The 21283-nt window shown below is 71.9% G+C and carries 15 protein-coding genes; 11 read left to right on the plus strand and 4 right to left on the minus strand.

Annotation, left to right across the window (positions count from 1 at the left end; translation table 11 throughout):
* Window positions 1-45: 45 nt before the first annotated feature.
* Both BLT82_RS33955 and BLT82_RS33960 read left to right on the plus strand, forming a co-directional pair.
* Window positions 46-1770 carry an MFS transporter gene (locus BLT82_RS33955; protein WP_093661958.1) on the plus strand — a complete coding sequence of 575 codons (1725 nt, stop codon included), beginning with the start codon at window positions 46-48 and terminating at the stop codon, window positions 1768-1770.
* 100 nt (window positions 1771-1870) lie between these two features.
* Entirely contained in the window at window positions 1871-3061 is a 1191-nt protein-coding gene (locus BLT82_RS33960) for an acyl-CoA dehydrogenase family protein (protein ID WP_093661960.1), read from the plus strand.
* Between the two features lie 39 nt (window positions 3062-3100).
* On the opposite strand, the gene BLT82_RS33965 is transcribed toward BLT82_RS33960, so the two are convergent.
* Window positions 3101-3535: a cell division protein SepF gene (locus tag BLT82_RS33965; RefSeq protein ID WP_093661962.1), complete on the minus strand. Its 435-nt coding sequence runs from the start codon at window positions 3533-3535 to the stop codon at window positions 3101-3103.
* Window positions 3536-3824: 289 nt separating this feature from the next.
* On the opposite strand from BLT82_RS33965, the gene BLT82_RS33970 reads away from it, so the two are divergent.
* From BLT82_RS33970 to BLT82_RS33980, 3 genes are all read left to right on the plus strand, one after another.
* On the plus strand, window positions 3825-5066 hold the full coding sequence (locus BLT82_RS33970) for a DUF5685 family protein (protein WP_208868123.1): 1242 nt from the start codon (window positions 3825-3827) through the stop codon (window positions 5064-5066).
* 999 nt (window positions 5067-6065) lie between these two features.
* Window positions 6066-6971: a S1 family peptidase gene (locus BLT82_RS33975; protein WP_093661966.1), complete on the plus strand. Its 906-nt coding sequence runs from the start codon at window positions 6066-6068 to the stop codon at window positions 6969-6971.
* A 129-nt stretch (window positions 6972-7100) separates the two neighbouring features.
* A complete protein-coding gene (locus BLT82_RS33980) occupies window positions 7101-7580 on the plus strand; it encodes a hypothetical protein (RefSeq protein ID WP_093661968.1) in 480 nt (159 codons plus the stop codon).
* Window positions 7581-7646: 66 nt separating this feature from the next.
* Here BLT82_RS33980 and BLT82_RS33985 read toward each other — a convergent pair whose 3' ends face one another.
* Window positions 7647-8549, minus strand: coding sequence for a DUF4231 domain-containing protein (locus tag BLT82_RS33985; protein ID WP_093661970.1), 903 nt, complete (start codon window positions 8547-8549; stop codon window positions 7647-7649).
* A 235-nt stretch (window positions 8550-8784) separates the two neighbouring features.
* Between BLT82_RS33985 and fxsA the strand changes: the two genes are divergently transcribed.
* From fxsA to fxsT, 5 genes are all read left to right on the plus strand, one after another.
* On the plus strand, window positions 8785-8949 hold the full coding sequence (fxsA, locus tag BLT82_RS33990) for an FxSxx-COOH cyclophane-containing RiPP peptide (RefSeq protein WP_208868119.1): 165 nt from the start codon (window positions 8785-8787) through the stop codon (window positions 8947-8949).
* Between the two features lie 50 nt (window positions 8950-8999).
* Window positions 9000-11222: a radical SAM/SPASM protein FxsBH, inactivated beta-hydroxylase extension form gene (fxsBH, locus tag BLT82_RS33995; RefSeq protein WP_244529863.1), complete on the plus strand. Its 2223-nt coding sequence runs from the start codon at window positions 9000-9002 to the stop codon at window positions 11220-11222.
* Window positions 11203-11979 carry an AAC(3) family N-acetyltransferase gene (locus BLT82_RS34000; RefSeq protein ID WP_093661974.1) on the plus strand — a complete coding sequence of 259 codons (777 nt, stop codon included), beginning with the start codon at window positions 11203-11205 and terminating at the stop codon, window positions 11977-11979. Before fxsBH ends, BLT82_RS34000 begins: the two co-directional genes overlap by 20 nt.
* A 104-nt stretch (window positions 11980-12083) precedes the next feature.
* Window positions 12084-13436 carry an FxsC protein gene (gene fsxC, locus BLT82_RS34005; protein WP_244529864.1) on the plus strand — a complete coding sequence of 451 codons (1353 nt, stop codon included), beginning with the start codon at window positions 12084-12086 and terminating at the stop codon, window positions 13434-13436.
* The gene (gene fxsT / locus BLT82_RS34010) at window positions 13420-17352 is read left to right on the plus strand and encodes an FxSxx-COOH system tetratricopeptide repeat protein (protein WP_167746158.1); all 3933 of its coding nucleotides are present in this window, start codon (window positions 13420-13422) and stop codon (window positions 17350-17352) included. The genes fsxC and fxsT overlap by 17 nt, the downstream gene beginning before the upstream one ends.
* Before the next feature lie 107 nt (window positions 17353-17459).
* On the opposite strand, the gene BLT82_RS34015 is transcribed toward fxsT, so the two are convergent.
* On the minus strand, window positions 17460-18347 hold the full coding sequence (locus tag BLT82_RS34015; RefSeq protein ID WP_093661978.1) for an alpha/beta fold hydrolase: 888 nt from the start codon (window positions 18345-18347) through the stop codon (window positions 17460-17462).
* A gap of 413 nt (window positions 18348-18760) precedes the next feature.
* On the opposite strand from BLT82_RS34015, the gene BLT82_RS34020 reads away from it, so the two are divergent.
* Window positions 18761-19846: a S1 family peptidase gene (locus BLT82_RS34020; protein ID WP_093661980.1), complete on the plus strand. Its 1086-nt coding sequence runs from the start codon at window positions 18761-18763 to the stop codon at window positions 19844-19846.
* A 260-nt stretch (window positions 19847-20106) separates the two neighbouring features.
* Here the strand turns inward: BLT82_RS34020 and BLT82_RS34025 are convergent, their stop codons facing one another.
* The gene (locus BLT82_RS34025; RefSeq protein ID WP_244529866.1) at window positions 20107-21264 is read right to left on the minus strand and encodes an AI-2E family transporter; all 1158 of its coding nucleotides are present in this window, start codon (window positions 21262-21264) and stop codon (window positions 20107-20109) included.
* Window positions 21265-21283 lie beyond the last annotated feature (19 nt).

The following is a 21283-nucleotide window of genomic DNA, read 5'->3' on the forward strand; positions in this document are numbered from 1 at the left end:
CGGCCGGGCCCACCGACGCGAGAGAGATCAGCTGGAGGTACGTACATGTTCGGGAGGACCACGGCCGGAGCACGCCCGCGTGCCGCCGGCGGCGGTGCCAACCGCTGGGTCGTCCTGCTCGTCCTCTGCGTGAGCCTGCTCCTGGTCGCGCTCGACGCCACCGTGCTCCACGTCGCCGTGCCCGCCGTCACCGAGGACCTCCGGCCCTCCGGGGTCGAGCTCCTGTGGATCGTCGACGCCTACCCCCTGGTGTGCGCCTCGCTGCTGATCCTGTTCGGCACGCTCGGCGACCGCGTCGGGCGCCGCCGCGTCCTGCTGCTCGGCTACGCGCTCTTCGGCGTCGCCTCTGCCCTCGCCGCGCTGGCCACCACACCCGAGGTGCTCATCGGTGCCCGGGCCCTGCTCGGCGTCGGCGGCGCGATGATCATGCCGGCCACGCTCTCCATACTCCGGGCCGTCTTCCCGGACCGGCGCGAGCGCGCCACCGCCATCGGCATCTGGACCGCGGTCGCCGCGGTCGGCGCCGCCACCGGTCCGGTCCTGGGCGGCTTCCTCGTCCAGCACTTCTGGTGGGGCTCGGTCTTCCTGATCAACATCCCGCTGATGCTGCTGATCCTGCCGATCGGCCGCTGGCTGCTCCCCGAGTCCCGGGGCGACGGCCAGGGACCGTGGGACGTCCTCGGGGCGCTCATGGCCGCCGCCGGAGTCCTCGGCATCGTCCTCGGGGTCAAGCGCCTCGGCGCGGGCGACGCCCTGCTGGACGTCCGCAGCGCCGGCCCGCTGCTCGCCGGGGCCGTGCTCCTCGCCCTGTTCGTCCGCCGCCAGAAGCGCCGCAGGCATCCGCTCATCGACATGCGGATGTTCGCCAGGGCGACCTTCTCCACCTCGGTCGGCTGCATCGTGCTCGCCATGCTGGCGCTGGTCGGCCTGGAGCTGATCGCCGTCCAGTACCTCCAGCTCGTGCTCGGGCTGAGCCCGCTGGAGACCGGCCTGCGGCTGCTGCCGCTCACCTTCGCCGCCATGGCGGCCGGCGCCACCGGCTCCATCACCCTCCGCCGCCTCGGCCCCCGCCGGATGGTCGCCTGGGGCTTCGTGCTCACGGCCGCCGCCGTGGTGCTGCTGACCCTGATGGGACAGCACGACCGGCCGCTGCTGCTCACCACCGGATTCGTCCTCCTCGGCTTCGGGCTGCAGACCACGCTCTTCGGCGCGTACGAGTCGATGCTCAGCGAAGCCCCGCCCGAGCAGGCGGGCGGGGCCGCCGCCATAGGCGAGACCTCCTACCAGCTGGGCGCCGGCATGGGCATCGCGATGCTCGGCAGCGTCATGAACGCCGCCTACGCCCCCGGGCTCGACGACGCCGCGAGCGTCCCGCCCGCGGCGCGCAGCGCCGCCGCGCACTCGCTCGGCGAGGCGTACCAGGTGGCCCTCCAGCTCGGCGGCCCCGTCGGGGACTCGCTGCGGACCGCGGCCCGCCACGCGTTCGTCCACGGACTGCACGTGACGCTCTTCGTCAGCGCGGGGCTGCTGCTGCTCGGCGCGCTGGCCGCGCTCCGGCTGCCCAAGGCCATGGAGTGCGCCGAGCCCGACGACCTCACCGGAGTCCCGGCCGAGGAGCAGTCGCCGAACGCCCGCACCGAACAGCCCGTGCCCGAGCCCGCGCTGCCGGGTGCCGCGCTCCGGGACCACGTCCGGCCCGAGTCGGGGGTCCCGGCGCGCCGCGCGCCGGAGGCGGCCGGTCCGGCACGCACTGGACGCACGGCACACTGAGCCGTAACGTCAGCGCCGAGCATTAACTACCACTGCTAGTTTCCAGGTCGGCAGCCGCCGGGACCTGGACAGCGCCGTGCGAGCCGCCGGAGGCACCCTCATGTCCGCATCCTCGAAGCTGCCGCCCTTCGACCCCGCCGACCCCCTCGGCATCGACGACCTGCTCGAGCCGGAGGACCTCGCGGTCCGCGACACCGTCCGCTCCTGGGCCGCCGACCGCGTGCTGCCGCACATCGCCGAGTGGTACGAGAGCGGTGAACTCCCCGCGGTCCGCGAACTGGCCCGGGAGCTCGGCTCGATCGGCGCCCTCGGCATGTCGCTGACCGGATACGGCTGCGCCGGCGCCACCGCCGTGCAGTACGGACTCGCCTGCCTGGAACTGGAGGCCGCCGACTCCGGGATCCGCTCGCTCGTGTCCGTCCAGGGCTCACTCGCCATGTACGCGATCTGGAAGTTCGGCTCCGAGGAGCAGAAGCAGCGGTGGCTGCCGGGCATGGCGGCCGGCGAGACCATCGGCTGCTTCGGGCTCACCGAGCCCGACCACGGCTCCGACCCGGCCGGAATGCGCACCTATGCCAAGCGCGACGGCTCAGACTGGGTGCTCAACGGCCGCAAGATGTGGATCACCAACGGCTCCGTCGCAGGCGTCGCCGTGGTCTGGGCCCAGACCGACGACGGAATCCGCGGCTTCGCCGTCCCCACCGACGCACCCGGCTTCTCGGCCCCCGAGATCCGGCACAAGTGGTCGCTGCGGGCGTCCGTCACCAGCGAGCTCGTCATGGACGAGGTACGGCTGCCGCAGGACGCCGTCCTCCCGGGCGTGACGGGACTGAAGGGCCCGCTCAGCTGCCTTTCGCACGCCCGGTACGGCATCGTCTGGGGCGCGATGGGCGCGGCACGCTCCAGCTTCGAGGCGGCGCTCGACTACGCCAGGACACGGGAGCAGTTCGGAAAGCCCATCGGCGGCTTCCAGCTCACCCAGGCCAAGCTCGCCGACATGGCGCTCGAACTGCACAAGGGAATCCTGCTCGCCCATCACCTCGGGCGGCGGATGGACGCCGGGACGCTCCGCCCGGAGCAGGTCAGTTTCGGAAAGCTGAACAACGTGCGTGAGGCGATCGAGATCTGCCGCACGGCGCGCACGATCCTCGGCGCCAACGGGATCTCGCTCGAGTACCCCGTGATGCGGCACGCCACCAATCTCGAGTCGGTGCTCACCTACGAGGGCACCGTCGAGATGCACCAACTCGTGCTGGGCAAGGCGCTCACCGGCCTCGACGCGTTCCGGTAGGCCGACCGTCCCGTTCCGGCCGGCCGGCGAGCGCCCTGCTCAGCTCTGGTTGAAGAAGCCGTCGCCGGGGCGGCCCGCGGACTCCCCGCTGACGATCTCCGTGTCGGCGGGGGTCAGCAGGAAGACCCGGGTCGCCACGCGCTCGATGGAGCCGCGCAGCCCGAAGGTCAGCCCGGCCGCGAAGTCCACCACGCGCTTGGCGTCGGCGGGCTCCATGGAGGTCAGATTCACGATGACGGGAACGCCCTCGCGGAAGTGCTCGCCGATGCCGCGCGCGTCCCGGAAGCTGTCGGGGGAGATGGTGGCGATCCGGCGGCCCTGCTCCTCGGCCGTCTCGGAGGCGACCCGGACACGCGGGTCGGTCACCCACTGGTCGCCGGCTCCCGTACCCTCGGCGTACTCGTCGTCGTAGTAGCGCTCGTCGTTGTCCTCGACGAGACCGAGCCATGCACTCGCCTTGCGCACCGATCCCATGGACGCCTCCTTTCGACCGCGGTCACTTGTGGTTCCGCATATCCCTATGGTCGTCCATAATGCGGATCGCACGCCAAGTGGATAGTCGCCGCGCAGGGGATTCGTGACGGTACTGGTGCAGAACATGTGGCGGTTCGTCAAGGTTCTTCCAGCGTAGGGGCCCTGAAGGGGCTCATATGGAAGCAAAATATGAATGTCTCGGCAGACGGGTGAGCGTCGGAGCGTCCGGGTGAACGGCCGGATGGATACGATGCGGGCCGCGCACTCGAACGACACCCGGGGGAACGTCGTGTTCGGAATCGTCCGGCCCTGCAGCCATCGCCTCACTGACGGGCTCAAGACGGAGTGGATGGCCCATCTCTGCGGACTCTGCCTGGCTCTTCGCTCGGACCACGGGCAGTTCGCCAGGATCGTCACGAACTACGACGGGCTGATCGTCTCGGTTCTGACGGAGGCTCAGACCGAACGCACCCCGGTGCAGCGGCGCACGGCCGGGCCCTGCCCCCTGCGCGCCATGCGCACCGCGCCCGTCGCCCGGGGCGAGGGTGCCCGGCTCGCCGCCGCCGTCTCGCTCGTCCTCGCCTCCGCCAAGGTCCGCGACCACGTCGCCGACCGGGACGGGGTGTTGGCGCGCAGGCCGGTGGCCGCGGCCGCACGCCGGATCGCGACGGGCTGGGACCGCGCCGGAGCCCGCGCCGGCGCGGCGCTGGGCTTCGACACGGCGGTGCTGGTCGACGCCGTGGACCGGCAGACCGGGATCGAGTCGCTGGCCGGCCCGGGGACGCCGCTGCTGGTCGTGACCGAGCCGACGGAGACGGCGACCGCCGCCGCCTTCGCGCACACCGCGGTCCTCGCCGGCCGCCCGGGCAACGCCGTCCCACTGGCCGAGGCCGGCCGGCTCTTCGGACGGCTGGCGCATCTGCTGGACGCCGTGGAGGACAGGGAGGCAGACGCCGCGTCGGGGGCGTGGAACCCGCTCACGGCGACCGGCACGAGCCTCGCCGAGGCCCGCCGTCTGGCCGACGACGCCCTCCACGGCATCAGGCTCGCCCTGCGGGACGCGGAGTTCGTCGACGACCGGCTGCTGCACGTGCTTCTCGCGCACGAGCTCCGGCGGTCCGTGGACCGGGCCTTCGGTGAAGCGGCCTGCTCGCACCAGGGCTACGGCGGGCAGCCGCCGCACGGAGGCAATCCGTACGGCGGCGCCCACGGGGGAGCGGCGGGACCCTACGGATCCGCCAACCCCTACGGAGGGGGGAATCCGTACGGCGGCACCCCCTACGGCGGCGGGTCCGGCGGGAACGGAGGCGAGCCGCCCCGGTTCGGCTTCGGCGGCGAGCCCCCGAAGCCCAAGCCCCGCGGCTTCTGGGCGGGCTGCGCGGCCTTCGTCGGCCTGTGCTGCACCTGCCGGCTGTGCTGCGCCGAGGAGTACGAGGGCCCGTGGTCCCGCAAGAAGCGCGAGGGCTGCTGCCACAAGTGCGACTGCGGCTGCGACGGTTGCGACTGCTGCTGCCCCTGCGACGGCTGCTGAGCCCGGTGTGCGGGGCGGTGCCGCCCGGATCGCTGACTGAACGTCAGGGTATGGACCCCGCAGGCGGATCCGTGCGCCCGGACGGTTCGGTCCCGGCGGCGGGACGGACCCACGCCGGTGCCCGCGGACCGTCGGCGCCTTCTCGGCCGTCGGCGCCTTCTCGGCCGGCGGGGCAGACTCGCCGGTGTGCGGAGTGCGTCCGCCGCGGTCCGGTGCGCGGACGGCGCGGACAGCACGGGGCAGTGCGGCGGGCCGCAGGGGCGGGCCCATCCCTGGCGGCCCTCCGGCAGCCGGGGGGATCCGTGGTCACTCCAGCCCCACGGAAGAGCGAATTCCGGTCAACCCCGCCTGGGCGGGGAGGGGTGGCGCGCTACGCCTACGACGGCCGCCCCCGGCGGTTCCCCGGCGGCGGCGAGCCGCTGACCGCGCCGTCCTCTTCGATGCGGGCGCGGCGGGGAGGAACCGAGGGCCGTGTCCGGGGGCGCGCCGGTGGGACGCACGGCGCCGCGCGCCGCCTGTCTGCGTAGGCGAGTTCGATCCGGACACGCCGGCGCGCCGGGCCCTGCCCGTGCCCGGGCCTGCGCCGTGCGCGTCCCGCCGCGCGCCGCCCGGGACGGCGCGTCCGTACGGCCGGAACCCCATTGCCGCCGTCGCCTCCCGGCCCATGTCATCCGCACCTCCCGTCCGATGTGCGACGTGCCCGAAACCCGAACTCACCACCGGGAGACGGAACCTGACCGCCCGCCGCTCCGTCTCACCCACGACGGACCGCGACAGCCGCGGAGGCACCACGCCTCCGGGGCCGTCCGGCGTGCCATGGCGCCGCACGGCCGAAAGGCGCCCTTGCGCGGCTGGTTGGCTCGCCGAATACTCCCGAACAGCGCTTGTCAGGGGCACAACGTGACCGGAATCCGGACACATCCCCGCGCCCGCTGACTGCGCCTCACGGGCCCGTCACCCCACAGTCGGGCCCCCGATTCCCCTCGGGAGGAACGAGAAGTGAGGATCAAGCGCACCACCCCCACCCACGGCGTGGCCAGACGGACCCGTCTGCTCGCCGTGACGACCGGCCTCGTCGCAGCCGCCGCACTGGCTGTCCCCACCGCCGCCGCCGACGAAGCGCCCGTCACCTTCAGCGCGTCCCAGCTCTCCGCCGCGAGCGACGCCGTGCTGACCGCCGATGTGCCGGGTACCGCCTGGCATGTCGACAAAGCGACCAACACGCTGGTCGTGACCGCCGACTCCACCGTCTCCAAGGCCGAGATCGCGCAGATCAAGCGGGAGGCCGGCGCCAACGCCGGTGCCCTGCGCGTCGAGCGCACCCCCGGCAAGTTCAGCAAGCTCATCTCCGGCGGCGACGCGATCTACGCCACCAGCTGGCGCTGCTCGCTCGGCTTCAACGTCCGCAACAGCGCGGGCACCTCGTACTTTCTGACGGCGGGTCACTGCACCGACGGCGCGGGCACCTGGTACGCGAACTCCGCCCGCACCACCGTCCTCGGCCCGACCGCGGGCTCCAGCTTCCCGGGCAACGACTACGGCATCGTGCGCTACAGCAACACCTCCATCGCCAAGCCGGGCACCGTCGGCAGCGTCGACATCACCAGCGCGGCCAACGCGACGGTCGGCATGTCCGTGACCCGCCGCGGCTCCACCACGGGCACCCACAGCGGCACCGTCACCGGTCTCAACGCCACGGTCAACTACGGCGGCGGTGACATCGTCTACGGCATGATCCGCACCAACGTCTGCGCCGAACCGGGCGACAGCGGCGGCCCGCTGTACTCCGGCAGCCGGGCGATCGGTCTGACCTCCGGCGGCAGCGGCAACTGCTCCAGTGGCGGTACGACGTTCTTCCAGCCCGTCACCGAGGCCCTCAGCGCCTACGGGGTCAGCGTCTACTGACCGTTCCGCGGACGCCGAGCGCCACCGCGGTCAACAAGGGCCCCCGCCGTGCACCACGGCGGGGGCTCGACGTCTTGCACACTTTTGAGAGGATGGCAGGGCGGTCGGCCACAACGGATCGGGGGGCGGATGAAGCGCATCGGAGTGACCGGCCACAGAAGCATTCCGCCCGAGGCCATGCCGCACGTGCTGGCCGGGATGAAGTCGCTGCTGTGCGGCCGCGAGGGTGCGCTGGAAGCACTCTCCAGCCTGGCCGAGGGGGCCGACCAGCTCTTCGCCGACATCGCCCTCGCCTGCGGCGCCGAACTCACCGTGGTGATCCCCAGCGGGGACTACGAGGACGGCTTCGACGACCCCGGAGCGCTGGCCTGCTACCGGCGGCTCAGAGGCAGGGCCAGCCAGGAGGTCCGGCTGGCCTTCCCCCACTCCACTGACGAGGCGTACTACGCGGCCGGCGCGTACATCGCCGACAACTGCGACCGGCTCCTGGCGGTCTGGGACGGCCGGCCGGCCCGCGGACTCGGCGGCACGGGCGACATCGTCCGGTACGCGCGCGAGCGGGGCACGCCGGTGACCGTGGTGTGGTGCGACGGGGTCGAGCGGGCCTGACGCCCGCGGCAGCCGGTCCGGCGGAGCGGTGGCGGCACCGGGCCGGGGCCACCACCGGCCGGTGCGTCAACTCCGGTGCTGGACGAGCCAGTCGGTGTGCTGGGGCGAGACGATGCGCTCGGTCTCGTACACCGCCGACGGCCACTGCTCCTCCGTCACCGAGGTCTCCATCGCGATGTGAATCGCCGCCAGGTCCTCCTCCACCAGCGAGTGCGCCGCGATCAGCGGCTGATGGCGCCGGATCTCGCTCCACGCCAGACACGCCGCGGCCGCGGCGGACAGCAGCGGCACCGGTTCGGCCGAGTCGGTGACGGAGAACGTGCGCAGTACCCCGAACAGCAGCGCGAGCGCGGTGAGCAGGCCGATCGTCACCGTCCACAGCGCGGTGGCGCGCCGGGAGATCTCCGCACGCCGGTGGTACCAGTTGCGCTGCTCGATCAGACGGTCCCTCACATACGTCTCCTTGCGTACGCTGAAGACCTTCTCCCGCAGCAGGCGCATCGGAGTCGTGATCAGCTCGCCGGAGGCCGCGCTCCCACCGCCCTCGCGCGGGTCCACCCATCCGACCTTGCGCAGCTCCCGCAGCCCTTCCTCCAGCCGCGTGGTGAACAGCCCGTCCGGGTCGCGGGAGTTGGAGTCGAAGGGTGCCCCGTGCACCGCGTAGCGCCAGCACATCGACCGGATGAACTCCGCTGCGGAGCGGTTGAGTTGCCAGTGCGACTTTGCTCGGCGGCGGGTCCTCCGGAACGTCACGACGAGCACCCAGGCATACGCCGACGCGCTCAGCAGGCCCATGAGCTGGAAGGAGTCGCCGACCGTCCCGCGCCAGGGCAGCGCGGCGAATGCCGAGCCCAGGACCAGGAGGAGCAGCTGCAGCCGGGTGCCCTTGACCGCCTCGCGCTGCCGGTCGATGGCCGTCTCGTCCGCGCTGTGGAACAGTGCCGGCAGATCGGCATTTCGAAATACCATGCTTTGCAGATGGCCGGGAATACCGGTCATGCGTACCCCCCTCTGCGGATTTTGGCTTCACTCGTTCGATGGAATGGCTTGTTCCGTTCGGAGTGGGGCATACTCGCGCAACGCTTCTGTTTCAGCTCTCCGTGCCGAGTTGCTGCGGGTGGCCATGAGAGTAAAGTCGTGCCGCCGACACTGCAACGGTGCCCGGTGCTCCCCCGTTAGCACAACATGACCTAGGACGGCCGTCGTGACCCTCCAGACTTCAGTCACCTTTGCTCCTGTGAAGAAGGACCGGGTGCCCCTCACCGAGATCGACGTGCGTGACGCCGAGGCGGCCAGGAAGCTGGGTCGCGTGCGCCCCTCCGGCGCCGACCGTTCCGCACGGATGTCCACGTTCAACTCCGCGCTCTAGTCCGGTTCCAGACCGTCCTTACAGCGGGCGGACTGCCCTAGACTGGCGGAATGACCCGACCCGTGGTCCCGTTCCGCGAGATCGTATTGAAGGTCCACAGCAGATGTGATCTTGCTTGCGACCACTGCTATATCTACGAACACGCTGATCAGAGCTGGCGCACCCGCCCGAAAACAATCTCTGACGAGGCGATTTTCTGGACAGCTCTGCGACTGGCCGAGCATGCGAAGAAACATGCCCTGCCCTCCGTGTCAGTGATCCTGCACGGAGGGGAGCCTCTGCTCGCCGGCCCCACCCGGTTACGCCGGGTCTGTGAGGAACTCACCAAGGCTCTCGACGGTGTCGCCGCCCTCGACCTGCGCATTCACACCAATGGCCTCCAGCTGAGCCCGCGCTATCTGGAACTCTTCGACGAGTTCGGCGTCAAGGTCGGCATCTCCCTCGACGGCGACAAGGCCGCCAACGACCGCCATCGCCGCTTCGCGGACGGGCGCAGCAGCCACCCCCTCGTGCTCAAGGCCGTCGAACTGCTCGGCACGGACCGCTGGCGCCATCTCAACCTCGGCCTCCTGTGCACCGTCGACGTCGCCAACGACCCGGTCGCCGTCCACGACGCGCTGATGGAACTCGACCCCCCGCGCATCGACTTCCTGCTGCCGCACGCCACGTGGGACGAGCCACCGCCCAGGCCCGACGGCTCCCCGACCGCCTACGCCGACTGGCTCCTCACCGTCTTCGACCGCTGGGACCGGCAGGGCCGCCGGGTACCGGTGCGGCTCTTCGCCTCGGTCCTGTCCACGCTCTCCGGTGGCCCCGGCCTCACCGAATCGCTCGGCCTCACACCCACCGACCTCGTCGTCGTGGAGACCGACGGCACCCTGGAGCAGGTCGACTCGCTCAAGACCGCCTACGAGGGCGCGGCCGCCACCGGCTTCGACGTCTTCGCCCACACCTTCGACGAGGTCGCCGCCCACCCGGGCGTCCGGGCCCGCCAGCTCGGCCTCGCCGGCGTCGGCGCGACCTGCCGCGAATGCCCCGTCGTCCGCTCCTGCGGCGGCGGCCTCTACGCCCACCGCTACCGCTCCGGCACGGGCTTCGACAACACCTCCGTCTACTGCACGGACCTCGAGGCCCTCGTCCGCGGTGTCGAGCGGCGCACCGCCGCCCGCTCGGTGCCCGCCGCGGTCACCGACGACGGGGAGCTGCGGACCGAGCAGCACGAGCTGACACGGCTGCTCCTCGCCGGCCTCCACAGAGAACTCGACGGACGCGGCGGCGAGGACTGGGCCCGGGCCTGGGAGCTGGCCGGGACCGTCGACCGGCACCCCGGCGCGCTCGACGGCGTGCTGTCCCACCCGTACACACGCGGCTGGCTGCACGGGGCCCTGGACGCGCTGCACGAGGGCTCGCCCGGCGCCGCCCTGCTCCCGGCCGGCAGGCTGGCGTCCTCGGTCGCCGCCGCCGTCGTCCGCGGCGGCCTCGACCTGCCCGTGCAGGTCCCGTACGAGGACGGCGCGCTGCTGCTGCCCACGATCGGCGAACTCCGGCTCACCGGGGCCGCACCGCACGGCACCGCGGAGGTGCGGCCCGTCGAGAAGGGCCTCCTCGTGCGGACCGGCGACGGCGAGCGGCACATCCCCCGGCCCGACGAACACAGCGCCGGCTGGCGGCCCGTTCGCCGGCTCGGCCGGGACGGGGCGCCCGACCTCGCCGTCGACGACCTCGACCCGTACCGCGACTGCTTCGACGCCCCGGCACTGCCCCGGCTCGGCCACGCGGAGGCGGCCGAGTGGACGGCCCGGCTGGCCCGTGCCTGGGGCCTGCTGCGCGCCCGCGCACCGGAACAGGCCGCTGCCGCCGCCGCGTCGCTCACCACCCTGACCCCGGTCGACGGCCGCCGCCCGGCTGCCGGACGGCACGCGCTCGGCGCCCTGGGCGTCCCACTGCGCGCCGAGGCCGCGGAGTTGGCTCCCGTGCTGCTGCGCGGCTGGCGCCGGGCACGCCTCTGGGCCCTGCTGGAGGTCACCGACCTCTACGCCGACGACGGCCTGTGGACCCACCCGGCGCCGTGGCAGGAGGCACCGGTCCCGGTCTCCGAGCTGCTGGCGGGGGCGTACGAGCGGACCGGCCTCCGGGCCTTCGACCCGGACGGCGCGGAGGCCGCCCTGCGGGCGCTCGACACCCTGGACCGCGCCGCGGAACTCACCGTCGGCGGGAAGCGTCTGCTGGCGCTGCTGTGGGAAGAGGCGGACCGTGACCGACACAGTCGTTGAGCGCGGCGGGCTCGCGCGGCAGCTGACGGAACTCGGGTTACGGGCGGGGGAGACGGTCCTCGTCCACGCGGGCCTCGGCGGCACGGGCATGGACGCCCCGGAGCTCCGCGACGCCCTGCTGAGGACGGTCGGCGAGGAGGGCACGGTCGTGGTCCCCGCCTTCACCGCCGAGAACTCCGACACGTCCTCCGCCCATCTGCGACGCATCGCGGGGATGACACCCACTCAGGCGGCGGCCTTCCGGGCCACGATGCCCGCCTTCGACCCGGCCCGCACCCCGAGCACCGGGATGGGCCGGTTGGCCGAGTCCGTGCGGACCGCCGGGGGAGCGGTGCGCAGCGCCCACCCCCAGACGTCGTTCGCCGCGCTCGGCCGGAGGGCGGGGGAGCTTCTCGCCCGGCACCCGCTCTCCTGCCATCTCGGCGAGGAATCCCCGCTCGGGGCGCTCTACCGGGCCGGAGCGCGGGTATTGATGATCAATGTCGGCTTCTCCGTCTGCACCGCCTTCCACCTGGCGGAGTACCGCACCGGTGCGCCTTTGCGCCGGTACGCCTGTGTGGTGCGGGGGGCGGACGGCCCGGAATGGACGGAATACCTGGACGTCGAACTCGACGACACCGATTTCGACGCCATCGGGGCCGCCTTCTCCTGGAATCTCGAACAGAAGGGACAACTGGGAGGAACGATCGCAACCTTGTTCTCGATCACCGACGCGGTGAACCATGCAGAGGCGTGGATGTCCGAAAAGCGGCGTTGATTGACCGAACGACCAGGGGATGGAGCAAGGTCTGCTCCGGAATGATTGGTCCGCTCGCACCTCATCACCATCGGGTGCGGGTGTTCATACAGGACGGGGGTCGTGTGCACGCGTCATCGCAGCAGCGAGCGGCGGACCATCGGCCGTACTTCTTCTTGAGCTATGCGCACACACCGAGGTACGGAGCGGGCGGGCCGGACCCCGACATGTGGGTGGAGCGTCTCTTCCGGGATCTGTGCGGCCATGTGATGGCCATGACCGATCTCCCCGCAGGGGCGCCGGCGGGATTCATGGACCGGGAGATACGCTCCGGCGAGGGGTGGTCCGAGCGGCTCGCCGAAGTCCTCGCCACCTGCCGGGTCTTCGTCCCGCTGTTCTCACCCCGCTACTTCGCGAGCGAGATGTGCGGCAAGGAGTGGTTCGCCTTCGCCCAGCGGGAGATCTATCACCAGGCCAAGAGCAACCGGCCCGCCGAGGCCATCGTGCCCGCGCTGTGGGTACCGGTGCCGCCCGAGCAACTGCCCCATCCCGCAGAGCGGTTGCAGTTCAACCACCGCGCCTTCGGCGACCGCTACGTCACCGACGGGCTCTACGGCCTCATCAAACTCCGGATATTCGCCGAGGAGTACGAGCGGGCCGTCTACGAACTCGCCAAACGCATCGTCAGCGTCGCGGACACCACCGCGGTCGGGCCCAGCAGACCGCTCGACTACCGGCAGGCCCCCAGCGCCTTCGGCGCCCCGGACCCGGCCAGGCCGCGCAGCACCGGCCCCCGCCCCATCCAGGTCACCGTGGCCGCCCCGACCCGCCACGACCTGCCCCCGGGCCGGGACCCCGACTACTACGGCGACATGCCGCAGGACTGGAACCCCTACTACCCGGAGGCGCACCGGCCGCTCGCATACGTCGCACGCGACCTGGTGCGAACTCTCAACTACCAGGCCACAGTCGCCTCGTTCGACCACGACAGCGTGCCGCTCGACAGCAAGCAGCCGCCGACCAGGCCGGAGTTGCTGATCGTCGACCGCTGGGCCCTGGAAGACGACGAGAGACGCGAGCGGCTCGCCGCCTTCGACGCCGAGAACCGTCCCTGGGTCGGCGTCGTCGTCCCCTGGAACCGCGACGACCACCAGAGCCGCGGCGCCGAGAGCGAGCTCATCGCCAAGCTCGAACAGACCCTGCCGACCAAACTCAGCCAGGGCCGCGCGGCCTGTCGCGCCGCCGCCCGGGGAGTGCCCAGCATGGAGGCATTCGGCCAGATCCTCCCTCAGGTCGTGGAGGCCGCCGCCCAGCAGTACCTGCGCCACGCCCAGGTCTATCCGCCCGCCGGCGGCAGCCACACCGAACGTCCGCGGCTGCGCGGCCCCATGGCGGCCGAGTACGCCACCACGCACTACATCCCCGACATGCTCGACCACGCGCCGGATGCGGAGGACACGGATGACAGCCAGTCGTGACGGACGCATCGTCACGTTCTACTCGTACAAGGGAGGCACCGGGCGGACGATGGCCATGGCCAACACCGCCTGGATACTCGCCGCCAACGGCAAGCGGGTCCTCGCCGTCGACTGGGACCTGGAAGCCCCCGGCCTGCACCGTTTCTTCCACCCCTTCCTCGACCCGTCCACGCTCGGCGCCACCACCGGCGTCATCGACCTGATCACCGAGTACGCCTGGGCCGCGACGAGCCCCGTGCAGCGTCCCGACGACTGGCACCGCGACTACGCGCGCATCCAGCCGCACGCCGTCTCCCTCACCCCCGAGAGCCTCGGCTGGGAGTTCCCCGAGGGCGGCACCCTCGACTTCGTCTCCGCGGGCAAGCAGAACCGCGAGTACTCGGCGACCGTCTCCACCTTCGACTGGGACAACTTCTACGACCGGCTCGGCGGCGGGCACTTCTTCGACGCACTGCGCGACGACATGAAGGCCAACTACGACTACGTCCTCATCGACAGCCGCACCGGCCTCAGCGACATCGCCGACATCTGCACCGTCCACCTCCCGGACGTCCTCGTCGACTGCTTCACCCTCAGCGACCAGTCCATCGACGGCGCCGCCGCCGTCGCCCGCCAGATCGACGAGCGCTACGGCGGCCGCGGCATCCGCATCCTCCCCGTCCCCATGCGCATCGACGAGGGGGAGAAGGAGAAGGCCGACGCCGGACGGGCCCTCGCCCGGCTGAAGTTCGACCGGTTCCCGACCGGGCTCGCCGGCGATGAACTCACGTCCTACTGGGGCGCGGTGGAGATCCCGTACCGCCCCTACTACGCCTACGAGGAGACCCTCGCCACCTTCGGCGACGAGGCCGGACTCACCAACTCCCTGCTCTCCGCCTTCGAACGGCTCACCGCCGTCGTCACCGAAGGGGAGATCACCGCCATGCCGACCGTCGGCGAGGAGATCAGGCTGCGGATCAGGGACGCCTTCACCCGCCGCCGCCCCGCGCTGCCCGCCGACCTGTTCCTCAGCTACGTCGCCGAGAACCGCATGTGGGCCGACTGGATCGAGTCCGTCCTCACCCGCGCCGGTTTCCGGGTGATCCCCCGGGACGTCTCCGCGGAAGCGCCCCAGGACGGCTCCGCCGTCCTCGCCCCCGAGAACGCGGCACGCACGGTCGTGCTGCTCTCCAGCGCCTATCTCAAGTCCGCCCGTGCCGTGCAGGTGTGGGAACGGGCCGCGGCCGAGGACCCGGGCGGCGGCCGCGGCCGCCATCTGCTCCCGCTGCGCGTCGGCGACGTACGCCTCACCACCCCCTACATCGACCGCAATCCCGTCGACCTGTTCCGCCTCGACGAGGTGCACGCGACCAGCGCGCTGCTGCGCGCCCTCGACCGTCCGGTCCAGCTCACCGACGGCGTCGCGCCCGGCCCGCGGTTCCCCGGCACCGTCCCCAAGATCTGGAACGCGCCGGCCCGCAACCCCGGCTTCACCGGCCGGTCCGTCGTCCTGGAGCGGATGCGCGACCAGCTCGGCGGCGGCATGGCCGTCGTGCTGCCGCAGCCCCAGACGCTGTACGGCCTCGGCGGTGTCGGCAAGACCCAGGTCGCGCTGGAGTACGTGCACCGCTTCATGGCCGACTACGACCTGGTCTGGTGGATCTCCTCCGAGCAGACCGACGACGTCGTCGCCGGACTCGCCGAACTCGCCACCCGGCTCGGCGCCCAGGGCGGCGAGGACATGGCCGCCGCCTCCCAGGAGGCCGTCGACCTGCTCAGGCGCGGGGTACCGACCTCCCGCTGGCTGCTGGTCTTCGACAACGCCGACGACCCCGAGCAGCTCAAGCGGTTCTTCCCGACCGGCGGCCACATCCTCGTCACCTCCCGGAACCAGACCTGGTCCCAGTACGGCGACGCCCTGCCCGTAGACGTCTTCCTGCGCGAGGAGTCCATCGAGCACCTCCAGCGCCGCGCGCCCGGACTCACCCTGGAGGACGCCGACCAGGTCGCCGCCGCGGTCGGCGACCTGCCGCTCGCCGTCGAACAGGCCGCGGCCTGGATCGCCGAGACCGCCACGCCGGTCGCCGCCTATCTGGAGCAGCTCGGCCGGCAGGCGCCCAGCGTCCTCGCGCTCAACCAGCCGGCCGGTTACCCGGAGCCGGTCGCCGCGACCTGGAACGTCTCCATCGAACGCCTCAAGGAGCGCTCACCGGCCGCCGTGCGGCTGCTCCAGCTCTGCGCGTTCTTCGCCCCCGAGCCGATCTCCGCGAACCTCCTCTACAGCAAGGAGATGATCGAGGCGCTCAAGCCGTACGACGCCTCCCTCCAGGAGAAGCTCGTACTCGGCCGCGTCATCCGCGAGATCGGCCGGTTCGCCCTCGCCAAGGTCGACCAGGTCTCCAACTCCATCCAGGTGCACCGGCTGGTGCAGGCCGTCATCAGGGCACAGCTCAGCGAGGAGGAGCAGATGGACGCGCGGCACGCCGTCCACCGCATCCTCGCCGGCGCCCGCCCCGACGACGACGAGCCCATCGACAACCCCGAGACCTGGCCGCGGTTCAACACCATCTGGCCGCACCTCGGTCCTTCCGAGGCCCGCTACTGCAAGGAGCCCGAGACCCGCAGGCTCCTCATCGACCGGGTGCGCTACCTCTGGAAGCGCGGTGACTGGCAGGCCGCCGGAGCCCTCGGCGACGATCTGCGCGAAGCCTGGCGGGAGATGCTCGGCAACGACGACCTGCAGTACCTGTACCTGCGCTTCCATCTCTCCAACATCCTCCGCTCGCAGGGACGTTACGTGGAGGCCAGGGAACTGGACGAGGTCACCCTGGAGCGCCAGCGCGTCGTGCTCGGCCCGTCCCACCCGCACACGTACATGACCACCAGCGGTCTGGCGATGGACCTGGGCACCCTCGGCCAGTACGGCAAGGCCATGGAGCTGGCCACCGAGGCGCACGAGGGGTTCAGCCAGATCTTCCACGAGTCCCACCCGCGCACCCTGGCCGCCGCCAACAACCTGGCGCTGAACCTGCGCATGGTCGGCCACTACGCGCGGGCCCGCGAGATCGACCAGGACGTCTTCGACCGCCGCACCGAGGTGCTCGGCCCCGAGCACCCGTACACGCTCTCCTCGGCCACCTCCCTCGCCCGCGACCTGCGCGAGGTCGGCCGGTACGAGGACTCCGTCGGCCTGCTCAGCCGCACCTACGAGAGCTACAAGCAGACCCTCGGCCGCGCCTTCCCCGGCACCCTCGCCGCGGGCAAGAGCCTCGCGGTCTCGCTGCGGCGGGCCGGCCGGCTGGAGGACGCCCGCCGGCTGACGACGGCCACCCGCAACCGCTACCGCGCCAAGTACACCTCGGCCAACCCGGACTCGCTCGCCTGCGATCTGAACCTGGCGGCCGACCTGTTCGCGGCCGGGGAGCCGGTCGCGGCCCGGGACCTCGCCCAGGAGGTCGTCGACCAGTACACGAAGGTGCCGGGCGAGAAGCATCCCTACACCCTCGCCGCGATCAACAACCTCGGCATCTACCAGTGGGGCTGCGGCGACCCGGACACCGCGGAGCAGCTGCTCGTGCCCACCGTCCGCCGGATGACCGACGTCCTCGGCACGGCGCATCCGCACACGCTGTTCTGCACCGTCAACCTCGCCAACGCCCGTGCCGACCTGGGCGAGCTGGAATCGGCGCTGGAGACCGAGCGGCGGGCGGTGACGAAGCTGCGCGAGGTGCTCGGCGTCCACCACCCCGAGGTCCTCGCCGTCGCCTCCAACATCGCCGTGACCCTCGGCGCGCTGGGCCGCAAGGACGAGGCGGCGGCGCTGCGGACGGAGACGACGGAGGAACTGGCGCGGCTGCTGGGGGAGGAGCACGCACTGACCAGGATCGCCCGGGACGAGCGCAGGACCCACCGCGACCTGGAGCCGCTGGCCGTCTGACCGGCGTTCGGGGCCCGGTTCTCCCCGCCCCGCGCGGGGAGACCGAGCCTTCCGGCGGCGGCACGCCGTGCCCTGCCGTCCGGTTCCGGCCGGGGCGCGCCGGCCGCTCAGTCGCCCGGCACTCCCGGATGGTCCTCCAGCAGCCAGGTGAGGATCCGGGGGAGTGCGTGCAGAGCGTCGAAGTGGGCGGCGGCCGGTTCCAGTACGGCCGTCACCCCCGGGATGCGCTGCGCCAGCCAGCGGGAGTGGCCGACCGGGGAGAAGACGTCCTTCTCGCCGTGCCACAGGAGCACGGGCGCGGTGATGCCGGCGGGGTCGAACCCCCAGGGGCTGCAGAAGGCGAGGGCGTCGTCGATCCAGCCGTACGCCGAAGTGCGCAGCGCTTCCTGGTAGTTGCGCAGCAGCATCGACCGCACACCGGCGTCCGCGACGACCATCCGGTCCGAATCGGTGAGCTCCCTGCGCAGATCGTCCAGGAGCCGCACCGGGTCGCGCCGGATCTCCGCCGAGCGCATGATGAAGCGCGCCGTGAGCCCGTCCGGGTCGACGGTGGCCGTCGTGTACTCCAGTACGTTCGACGCGGCCATGCCCTCGAACCAGTCCAGCCCGTCCGCGTCCCGCGGTGCGAGCGTCACCAGTGCCGCGGCCCTCGTGACCCGTTCGGGCAGCAGCGCCGCACAGGCCAGCGCGTGCGGTGCGCCACCCGAGCGCCCCACCACCGCGAACCGGTCGAGCCCCAGCGCGTCGGCGATCGCCCGTACGTCCTCGACGACATCCGCCACACTGCGGCCGGCCAGCCGGTCCGAACCGCCGTACCCCGGCCGGTCGTAGGCGATCAGCTGCATTCCGCGCTGGTACAGCACCATGCCCCGCGGAGCCGGTCCGAGACGGCTGCCCGGGGTGCCGTGCAGCAGAAAGACCGGTCTGCCCCGCGGGTCCCCCAGGCGCTCCACCATCAGATGCCGCCCGTCCGACGCGTGCACCCGACGTCGCACCCGCCGCCTCCTTCACCGTGGGTCCACAAGAATCCGGATATGCCGCACATTCCGTAAGTGCCGTGCACATGTGCCATGTACAGCAATACTGTCCTGGCATTCCCCGCCCCCTTGATGATTACCCGTCGGAGCGAGGTCGGCGTAAGTCCCCAATGAGCCCGTTGGGCATGCGGATTCGGACAGGACTAGTCCTCACGTGCTGCCCACGGGCCGGTAGCACGGGGTGTTCGCAAACGGAACCGACCTGTACGGGCAAGGGGTCGTGAAGAAGCAGAGGGCGCATTGTCGGTGTCGTGTGTGCGTCCTGAAGTCGACCTTGTGTGCTACCGGCGCGTATCGGAATAGTGGGCGCCCAATCCTCCGCGCCCGGGTACCCCACTTGCCCGTTCGCGGCCCCCCACAGGAGGTCCTACGTGAAGCACCGACGAATACCCAAGAGGCGCGCGGCGATGGCAGGTGGAGCCGTCGCCGCTCTCGTGGCGGCCGGCGTCACCTTCCAGACTGCGAACGCCAGCGAGGACGCGCCCGCGGTCACGGTGAAGACGCTCTCCGCCTCGGCGGCCGGAAACCTCGCCTCGACGCTCAACAAGAGCCTGGGCGGCGACGCGGCCGGCGCCTACTACGACGCCAAGGCCAAGGCCCTCGTGATGAACGTGGTCGACGAGGCGGCGGCGGACGCCGTGCGCGAGGCCGGAGGCAAGGCGAGAGTCGTCGAGAACTCGCTGGCGGAGCTGAAGACCGCCCGGCAGACCCTCACCGACCGGGCCACCATCCCCGGCACCTCGTGGGCCACCGACCCGGTGACCAACAAGGTGGTCGTCACGGCCGACCGCACGGTCAAGGGCGCGGACCTGACGAAGCTCCAGGCGGTCGTGAAGGGCCTCGGTGAGAAGGCGGAGCTGAAGAAGACCGCCGGGGAGTTCAAGCCCTTCGTCGCCGGCGGTGACGCCATCCACAGCGGCGGCGGCCGCTGTTCACTCGGCTTCAACGTCGTCAAGGACGGCGCTCCGCACTTCATCACGGCCGGCCACTGCGGCGAGACCGGCAGCGAGTGGTCGGACTCCGCGGGCGGCGCCGCGATCGGCAGCATGGTCGACTCGCAGTTCCCCGAGAACGACTTCGCGCTCGTCAAGTACAGCGGCGACACCGCCCACCCGAGCGAGGTCAACCTCTACAACGGCAGCACGCAGCAGATCACCAAGGCGGGCGACGCGACCGTCGGCATGCAGGTGACCCGCAGCGGTTCCACCACCCAGGTCCACGACGGCGAGGTCACCGGTCTCGACGCCACCGTGAACTACGGCAACGGCCAGATCGTCAACGGCCTCATCCAGACGAACGTCTGCGCCGAGCCCGGTGACAGCGGCGGCTCGCTGTTCGCCGGCGACGCCGCGATCGGCCTGACCTCCGGAGGCAGCGGCGACTGCTCCGCGGGCGGCGAGACGTTCTTCCAGCCGGTGACGGAGGCGCTGCAGGTCCTCGGCGCCGAGATCGGCTGATCCGACCGGTACGGCGCCACTGGCAGGCGCCTTCCGGCCGGGCACGACCCGACAGGGGGCCTCTGGCGGAGCACACCCGGCAGAGCGTTCTCCGGCCGGGCCCCGCCCGGCGGAGCGACTCCGGCGGGCACACCCGGCAGAGCACCACCTGGCACAGCATCACCTGGCATCACCTGGCACAGCATCACCTGGCATCACCTGGCACAGCATCACCTGGCACAGCATCACCTGCACGGCAGCCCGGGGCCCGGTCCGTTCCCTCAGGGACGGGCCGGGCCCTGGCCGTTGCGCGCACGCAGCGCCTGGCGCACCGACCAGACGACGGACACGAGCGGTACGGCCACCACCGCTCCGATCACCCCGGCGGCGATCGCCCCCGCGACGACCGAGAGCGCCACGACGAGGGGATGCAGCCGTACGGCCCAGCTCAGCACGATCGGATGCAGCACATGTCCCTCGATCTGGCCGATGACCACGATCAGTGCGACGACCACCCCGGCGATGATCGGGCCCTTGGCCGCCAGCGCCACGACCGCGGCGACGGCGAGCGCGATGGGCGAGCCGATGAGCGGGACGAACGCGGCGAAGAACTCCAGCAGCGCCAGCGGCACGGCGAGCGGCACGCCGAGGGCGTACAGCGCCACGCCGACCAGGATCGCGTTGGTCGCCGCCACGAGCACGATGCCGTGCGTGTATCCGGTGAAGGTGCGCCATGCCGCACGGCCCGCAACCGACACCCGGTCCCGTGCGGAGAGCGGCAGCTGGGCGCAGAACCAGCGCCAGTGCCGGCCGCCCGAGTGCAGGAAGAAGACCGCGCAGAACAGCCCGAGCGCCAGGGTCGTCAGCACCTCCACCAGCCGGCCCGCGCCGCTGAGTGCCGTACTGATCAGCGTGGACCGATGGCTGGAGAGGAACCGGCCGATCCGTGACTGGAGATCGTTGAGCGCTTCCGGGTTCAGCCGGAACGGCGGCTGCTCCAGCCAGCGTTCGATCCTCTCGATCCCGGCGCCGAACTCGTGCTGCAGCACGGTCCGCTCGCCGGCGACGGTCTCCGCGACCAGGGCCAGCACGCCGAGGACGAGGGCGATGCTGCCGATCAGCGCGATCGTCACGGCGAGCGGCCGCGGCAGCCGGCGGGTCAGCAGATCGACCACCGGCCGGAGCATCGCCGTGCCGACGAGACCGAGGAAGACGGCCACACCGATCTCGTGGAACCGCCCGAGGACCGAGAAGACGGCGTACACGAGGGCGCCGACCACCAGCAGCCGCCAGGCGTAGGCGGCGGCCGTCCGCAGGGCGGGTGCCACCGGGGGCTCGACGGCGGCGGGGCGGGCACCGGGCGCCGGGTGGGCGTCACCGCGCACGGCGCCGCGCGCCGCGCGGATCCGGTGCCGCAGGTGGGCGGATCGTGTGGGCATTGCCCGGACTGGTACCACC

Origin of the sequence: Streptomyces wuyuanensis (assembly GCF_900103455.1) — a bacterium.
Taxonomy (GTDB): Bacteria; Actinomycetota; Actinomycetes; order Streptomycetales; family Streptomycetaceae; genus Streptomyces; species Streptomyces wuyuanensis.

Coding starts and splice junctions, on each gene's coding strand:
- BLT82_RS33955 (WP_093661958.1), top strand. CDS start 46: ATGTTCGGGAGGACCACGGCCGGAGCACGCCCGCGTGCCGCCGGCGGC.
- BLT82_RS33960 (WP_093661960.1), top strand. CDS start 1,871: ATGTCCGCATCCTCGAAGCTGCCGCCCTTCGACCCCGCCGACCCCCTC.
- BLT82_RS33965 (WP_093661962.1), bottom strand. CDS start 3,535: ATGGGATCGGTGCGCAAGGCGAGTGCATGGCTCGGTCTCGTCGAGGAC.
- BLT82_RS33980 (WP_093661968.1), top strand. CDS start 7,101: ATGAAGCGCATCGGAGTGACCGGCCACAGAAGCATTCCGCCCGAGGCC.
- BLT82_RS33985 (WP_093661970.1), bottom strand. CDS start 8,549: ATGGTATTTCGAAATGCCGATCTGCCGGCACTGTTCCACAGCGCGGAC.
- fxsBH (WP_244529863.1), top strand. CDS start 9,000: ATGACCCGACCCGTGGTCCCGTTCCGCGAGATCGTATTGAAGGTCCAC.
- fxsT (WP_167746158.1), top strand. CDS start 13,420: ATGACAGCCAGTCGTGACGGACGCATCGTCACGTTCTACTCGTACAAG.
- BLT82_RS34025 (WP_244529866.1), bottom strand. CDS start 21,264: ATGCCCACACGATCCGCCCACCTGCGGCACCGGATCCGCGCGGCGCGC.